Annotated in this window: 4 protein-coding genes and 1 pseudogene; 3 read left to right on the plus strand and 2 right to left on the minus strand. The window is 65.1% G+C overall.

The window, feature by feature from the left end; all coding sequences use genetic code 11:
- Positions 1 to 50: 50 nt before the first annotated feature.
- Both W930_RS0105425 and W930_RS0105430 read right to left on the minus strand, forming a co-directional pair.
- Positions 51 to 1913 carry a TRAP transporter large permease subunit gene (locus W930_RS0105425; RefSeq protein ID WP_048806709.1) on the minus strand — a complete coding sequence of 621 codons (1863 nt, stop codon included), beginning with the start codon at positions 1911 to 1913 and terminating at the stop codon, positions 51 to 53.
- 15 nt (positions 1914 to 1928) lie between these two features.
- Positions 1929 to 2948 (minus strand): TRAP transporter substrate-binding protein, encoded by a 1020-nt coding sequence (locus W930_RS0105430; protein WP_023594688.1) that lies wholly within the window; start codon positions 2946 to 2948, stop codon positions 1929 to 1931.
- Between the two features lie 688 nt (positions 2949 to 3636).
- On the opposite strand from W930_RS0105430, the gene W930_RS0105440 reads away from it, so the two are divergent.
- From W930_RS0105440 to W930_RS26185, 3 genes and pseudogenes are all read left to right on the plus strand, one after another.
- On the plus strand, positions 3637 to 4803 hold the full coding sequence (locus tag W930_RS0105440; protein WP_023594690.1) for an acetyl-CoA acetyltransferase: 1167 nt from the start codon (positions 3637 to 3639) through the stop codon (positions 4801 to 4803).
- 166 nt (positions 4804 to 4969) lie between these two features.
- Positions 4970 to 6580: an acyl-CoA synthetase gene (locus W930_RS0105445; protein ID WP_369798644.1), complete on the plus strand. Its 1611-nt coding sequence runs from the start codon at positions 4970 to 4972 to the stop codon at positions 6578 to 6580.
- Positions 6577 to 6893, plus strand: a pseudogene (locus tag W930_RS26185) (hypothetical protein); the annotation flags it as partial. The gene W930_RS0105445 and the pseudogene W930_RS26185, both read left to right, overlap by 4 nt.

A 6893-nucleotide genomic window follows, 5' to 3' on the forward strand; every position in this document is an offset into this window, starting at 1 on the left:
CCGCCAGCTGCGCGGCGGAGCCCGTCGGTAAAAACGTTAGTGAATGTGTCTTACTTCAGGAAACCGATCGAGATCCAGGGGACGAAAACCACGATGAGCAAGGCCACGAGCAGCGCGCCCATATAGGTCCACATCCGGTTGAAGACCTTGTCCGGTGAGGTCTTGCCGATGGCGCATGCGGCGTAGAAGCCCACGCCCAGCGGCGGTGCGAACAGGCCCATGCCCATCGACAGGATCACGACCATGGCGTAGTGCACGTCGTGAATGCCCATCGAACGGGCGACCGGGAAGAGCAGCGGCCCGAACAGCACGATCGCGGGAATGCCCTCGAGCACGCTGCCGAGCACGATGAACACGACCATCGAAATGAGCAGGAAGCCGATCTGCCCGCCCGGCACGCCATGCATCAGGCCGACGAGCTTCGCGGAGAAGCCCGACTGCGTCAGTGCCCATGCCATGGCGGTGGCCATGCCGATGATGAGCAGGATGGCACCGGACAGCGCGGCCGTCTCGGTGAGCAGCGGGTACAGGCGCTTGAAGTCGAGATGCTTCTTGAAGATGTGGACGATCAGGCCGATCACGATCGTGTACGCGATGCCGACGGTCGAGACCTCGGTGGCCGTGGCGGCGCCCTCGATCACGGCCGTGCGAATCAGGATCGGCAGGGCCAGGGCGGGCAGCGCCACGATGAAGGTCTTGCCGATCACGCTCCACGGCGCGCGTTTCGCCGCGTGCGGCGCTTCCTTGCGCGAGCGGGCAAAGCAGACGACCACGATGGCGAGCGTGGCGATGACCGCGGGCAGCAGGCCGCCGACGAACAGGGCCGTGATCGACACGCCGCACACCGCGCCGATGGTAATCAGCACGAGACTTGGCGGAATCGTCTCGGTCATGGCGCCGGTCGACGAGAGCAGCGCGACGAGGTCTTCCGGCTTGGAGCCGCGGCGTTGCATTTCGGGAAAGAGTGCCGGGGCCACGGCCGCCATGTCGGCAGCCTTTGAGCCGGAGATGCCGGACACGAGGAACATCGCGCCGAGCAGCACGTATTGCAGGCCGCCGCGCACATGCCCGAGCAGCGAGGCCATGAATTCGATCAGGCTGCGGGCGAGACCGCTCATCTCGATGAGCGCGCCGAGCAGCACGAACAGCGGCACCGACAGCAGGATGAGACCGGACATGCCTTCGTCCATGCGGCTCACCACGATCTGCAACGGTGCGTCGGTGACCAGCGCGAGATACGCCAGTGTCGCGGTGCCGAACGCGAAGGCGATGGGAATTCCGCCTGCCACGCAGGCGCCCACGATCAGCACGAAGAACACCAGCAGGTTGTAGTTGCCCATGGCGATGAGCGCCGGGCGTCCGAGCCAGAGTGCCGCACCGAGGGCGGCCACGACCAGCACGCCCAGGCCCAGCTGGCGCATGCTCGAGCAGCGAGCCAGCCGCGAAATCGCGGCGATGAGCATCAGACCGGCGCCGACCGGGAGCGCCGCGGCGCGCAGACCGTCCGGAATTTCCAGTGCCGGCGTGGTGATGTCCATCTGTTCGATGGCATGCGTGTATGCGGGCATGATGATGAGTGCCACGAACACGCAGACCGTGAGCGCGGCCATGGTCTGAAACCATTCGCGCCACGCAACGGGGAGCTTGTTGACGATGGCGGACAAACGCATGTGCTCGCCCCGGTCGAGCGCCAGCACGGCGCCGAGCATCGATAGCCAGATGAACAGGATCTGGGCGAGCTCGTCCGACCACGTGAGCGGATTGTCGAACCCGTAACGCGAGATCACGCCCGCGAGCAGGATGAGTGTCTCCGCCACCACCAGCAGCACGGCAACCGCCTCGGTGACTTTCATCACCGCGCGGTTGACGTGGCAGAAGAGGCGGGCGAGCGCGTGCGTCGGCTCGGCCGTCATCGTCAACGTTTCCATTTACGCGAGCTTCCCGGTGTACTTTTCCAACATGGCCCAAGCCTCATCGCCGAACTTCTTGTGCCATTCGGCATAGAAGCCCGCGCTGCGAAGCTTGTCGCGGAATTGCTCGTTGTTCGGCGCATTGAACACGAGGCCCTTCTGCTTGAGCTCCGCCATCACGCCGTCGTTGAGCTTGCGCACGTCGTCGCGCTGCGCCATGGCGGCAGCGTTCACGTTGGCCGTCACGATCGCCTGCAGATCCTTGGGCAGCTTGTCCCACTTCTGCTTGTTGGCGAGGAACCAGAAGCCGTCCCACATGTGATTCGTCATCGATACGTACTTCTGCACTTCGTAGAGCTTGGCCGTGGTCAGCAATGCCAGCGGGTTTTCCTGCGCTTCGACGATGTGCGTCTGCAGGGCCGAATACACTTCGGCGAAGTTGATCGACGTGGGCGATGCGTCGAACGCCTTGAACATCGACGTCCACAGCGGGCTCGTCGGCACGCGGATCTTCAGGCCCTTGAGATCGGCGGGCGAGTTGATCGGACGGCTGCTCGTGGTGATCTGTCGATAGCCGTTCTCCCAGATCCTGTCGAAGGCGAACACCGAGGTCTTGGCGATCTGGCCGCGCACGTGCGCACCGAGGTCGCCGTCCATGGCGGCCCACACCTGGCTGTAGTCCTTGAATGCGAAGCCCACGCCGGAGATCTGTGCCGACGGCACGAGCGTGCCGAGAATCAGCGGCGAGAGCGTGAAGTAGTCGATCGCGCCTGCGCGGATCTGGCTCAGCATGTCGCTGTCGCTGCCGAGCTGGTTGTTCGGATAGATCTGGAAGTCGATGCGGCCCTTCGACTGCTCGGCGATCTTCTGCGCCATCTCCTTGGCGCGGATATTCATCGGGTGGCTGACGGGGAGATTGTTCGCGAACTTCAGCGTGAATTCGGCGGCGTGTGCCTGCGTCTGGTACAACCCCGTCGCAGCGGCTGCCGACGTGGCTGCCACGACCTTGATGAAGTGGCGGCGATCCATGGTGCTCATACTGCATGTCTCCTGTTTATTGGTTTGGTGACCGCATCTGAAGCGCGAGGCGCGCCAGCGTGTTGCCTTGCAGCGCCCCGGCCGGCTCGCGTCCTGCGGCGTGCGAGTGGCCTGGCTATCTTACGCAAGTCGAATGCCAGATCGCGCGCCGAGCGGGAAAACCCTTACGTTGTTAAGCATCGGTGAATTCCCTCGCATCGCCGCCACGCGCCACCACGCGCGCCCCGCGCTGTCTCGCTGGCTTTCGCTTGATGGGTGCGGCGCGCGGCGCGACCGGTTCGCCCCTCGGCGATGACGAAGCCGCTGGCGTGCGCGACGCGTCGCGGTGCGACAGGTGTCGCATCCGCCGCGCAGTTTGCGACACCTGTCGCAGGCCGGACATCGTCGCGATGCGACAGGTGTCGCATCGACCGCGCGACATACCCGGCGTGTTGCGGCACAGCAAATTCGCCTCACGCGGGGTGCAGTCGAATTCACTTGCCCGGCGGGTGACACGCGCTTTACGCTTGCGTCAATTGCCGGCGCGCCACAAGCGTCGCCGCTGCAAGGAGGACGCAGGGGGCAGGTCGACGCCGCCCGCGCCGCACCGAATGGCGCCCGCATCACGTCAAATCGGGCAGGCGCATTTGTCTGGCATCGAAATTGCTCACCGGAGTCTGGATGACCCCAATTTTCCGGAGAACACTTCATGGTTGCTGCATGCCTTACCGGCTGGGCCCACTCCCAGTTCGGCAAACTCGATAACGTCGATGCCGAAGTTCTGCTGGCCGATGTCGCACAAGCCGCTCTCGACGACGCGGGCCTCGCGCCCGAGCAGATCGACTCGATTCATGTCGGCACCTTCAACGGCGGTTTCCTGTATCAGGACTTTCCGTCCTCGCTCGTCTTCAACCGCATTCCCGGGCTGCGCTTCAAGCCCGCCACGCGCTACGAGAACGCCTGCGCCACGGGTTCGGCCGCGGTGCACGGCGGCTTGCAATCCGTCGAGGCCGGCAAGGCGACGCACGTGCTAGTGATCGGCTTCGAGAAGATGACCGAGCTGGCCACCCCGCAAGTCGGCGACGTCCTGCTCAAATGCAGCTACGCGCGGGAAGAGGCGGGCATTCCGGGCGGCTTTGCCGGCGTGTTCGGCACGATCGCGCAAACCTACTTCGAGCGTTACGGCGATCAGTCCGACGCGCTTGCACGCATCGCAGCGAAGAATCATCGCAATGGCGCGGTGAATCCCTACGCGCACATGCGCCGCGACTTCGGCTACGACTTCTGCCGCAACGTCTCGGAGAAGAATCCGTTCGTCGCCGGACCGCTCAAGCGCACCGATTGCTCGATGGTCTCCGACGGGGCCGCCGCGCTGGTGATCTCCTCGGCCGACGTCGCACGCACGATGCCCAAGGCCGTGGGCTTTCGCGCGGCCGTGCAGGTCAACGATTACCTGCCGCTTTCGCGCCGTGACCCGCTGGCCTTCGAGGGCGGTCAGCACGCCTGGCGTCAGGCGCTGGGCGTGGCGGGCGTGTCGCTGAAGGACTTGTCGCTGGTCGAGACGCATGACTGTTTCACCATCGCCGAACTGATCGAGTACGAGGCGATGGGACTCGCGAAGCCCGGCCAGGGGGCCAACGTGATCGCCGAGGGCCTGACGGAGAAGAATGGTCTGCTACCGGTCAACCCGTCGGGCGGCCTCAAGGCCAAGGGACATCCGGTCGGCGCGACGGGCGTGTCGATGCACGTGATGGCGGCCATGCAGCTCACGGGCACCGCCGGCGAGATGCAGATCCCCAACGCGAAGCTTGCGGGCGTGTTCAACATGGGCGGCGCGGCCGTCGCCAATTACGTCAGCATTCTCGAGGCGCGATGAGGCGTAGTCCGGCGCACTGAGGTGCATCGATGCGCATGGGTGTGCATCAATGCGCATCGCGTCGCAAGCCGCATCGAAGTCCATCGACGCACGCCGGACCGTTGGGGGGGGGCGAAGCATGTCAGGCAGGTGGCCCGGCGCTGGCCGGGCCCGTCATATCGCAAGACTGAGCCATAAGAAAGTAGAGGAGACGAGCGACATGCTCAAGAAGGTCATGAATCTCGGCCGGCTGCTGGCCGACGTTGCCCGGCGTCACCCGGACGAGCCCGGATTGATCGTCGGCGACAAGGTCACCACGTGGGCGCAGATCGACGCTCGCGTGAATGCGGCCGTCGACGCGCTGCGCAAGTTGGGCGTGGGCAAGGGCGACAAGTTGCTGGTGCACTCGCGCAACAACCTGCCGATTTTCGAGAGCGCGTGGATCGCGTTTCGCCTCGGCGCCGTGTGGGTGCCGACGAACTTCCGCATTACCGCACCCGAGGCGGCGTATCTCGGGCAATCGAGCGGTGCGTGCGTGATGATCTACGACGCCGGCTTCGAGGGACACGTCGACGCCGTGCGTGCCGCGTCGCCCGCCCTGCGTCATGTGATCGCGCTGGGTGCGCCGCGTGCGGGCGAGTTCCATTACGAAACGCTCGTGGCCGCGCATATGGGCGCGGCCGGTTACGAGGCGGAAGTCGAGTACGAGGACCCGCTGTGGTTCTTCTACACGTCCGGCACGACCGGGCATCCGAAAGCGGGTGTGCTCTCGCACGGGCAGATGGCGTTCGTCGTCACGAACCATCTGGCCGACCTGATGCCCGGCATCACGTATCGCAGCCGCTCGATGGTCGTCGCACCGCTCTCGCACGGTGCCGGTATCCACGCCATCGTCAACACCGCGCGCGGCGCGGCGAGCGTGCTGCTGCCGGGCGAAAAGATGGACGCGGCGCAGGTGTGGCAGGCGATCGAGCGCCATCGCGTGGACAACATGTTCACGGTGCCCACCATCGTGAAGATGCTCGTGGAGGATCCGGCGGTGGACCAGTACGACCACAGCTCGCTGCGTTTCGTGATCTACGCGGGTGCGCCCATGTATCGCGCCGACCAGAAATACGCGCTGCGGAAGCTGGGGCGTGTGCTGGTGCAGTACTACGGGCTGGGCGAGGTGACCGGCAACATCACTGTGTTGCCGCCGTGGCTGCATGGCGAAGACGACGATGCGCCCGATGCGCGCGTGGGCACGTGCGGCATGCCGCGCACCGGCATGGAGGTGGCGATTCTCGACGAGCGCGGCGAGCGTCAGCCGCCGTTCGCCTCGGGTGAGATCTGCGTGCGCGGTCCCGCCGTCTTCATGGGCTATCACAACAATCCGGATGCGAATGCCAAGGCGTTCAAGGATGACTGGTTCCATACGGGCGATCTGGGCCACGTCGACGCGCAGGGCTTCCTCTACATCACGGGACGCGCGTCCGACATGTACATTTCGGGCGGCTCGAACGTCTATCCGCGCGAAATCGAGGAGGCCCTGCTCACGCATCCGGCCGTGTCGGAGTGTGCGGTGCTCGGCGTGCCCGACCCGAAGTGGGGCGAGAGCGGGCTCGCGGTGGTGGTCGCCCGGGAAGGCATGGCCGCACAGGCCGATGAACTGCTCGGACATCTCGAGGCGCGCATTGCCCGATACAAGTGGCCGCGTCGCTTCGTTTTCTGGAATGCCATGCCCAAGTCGGGCTACGGCAAGATCGTGAAGAAGCAAATCAAGACGATGCTCGAAGAGCAAGGAGACTATCGACTATGAAACCTGCGCTTTCGCGGATCTATCGGCATGCAGGCGTCCCCACGTTACCCCGTGTGGAAGACTGCGTGTTGAGCGGGCAGCACGAACTGCGCGTGACGATCCGGTCTGGTGCGAATCTCGGCGAGTCCCTGCGTGCGGCGTTATCCCGCTATACGTATGGTGGCGGCGTCGGCCGTTTCTGCGCGGGCACCGCGCGAGGACTGCGGTATCACATGATCGAGACCACTGCCGACGCTGAGCGCCCGTTCGGCTACGGGGCGCCGGTCGACGAAACCCGCGAGGTGGATCTGATCGGCGGGGCCATCACGATAGG

Origin of the sequence: Pandoraea sp. E26 (assembly GCF_000681415.1) — a bacterium.
Taxonomy (GTDB): domain Bacteria; phylum Pseudomonadota; class Gammaproteobacteria; order Burkholderiales; family Burkholderiaceae; genus Pandoraea; species Pandoraea pnomenusa.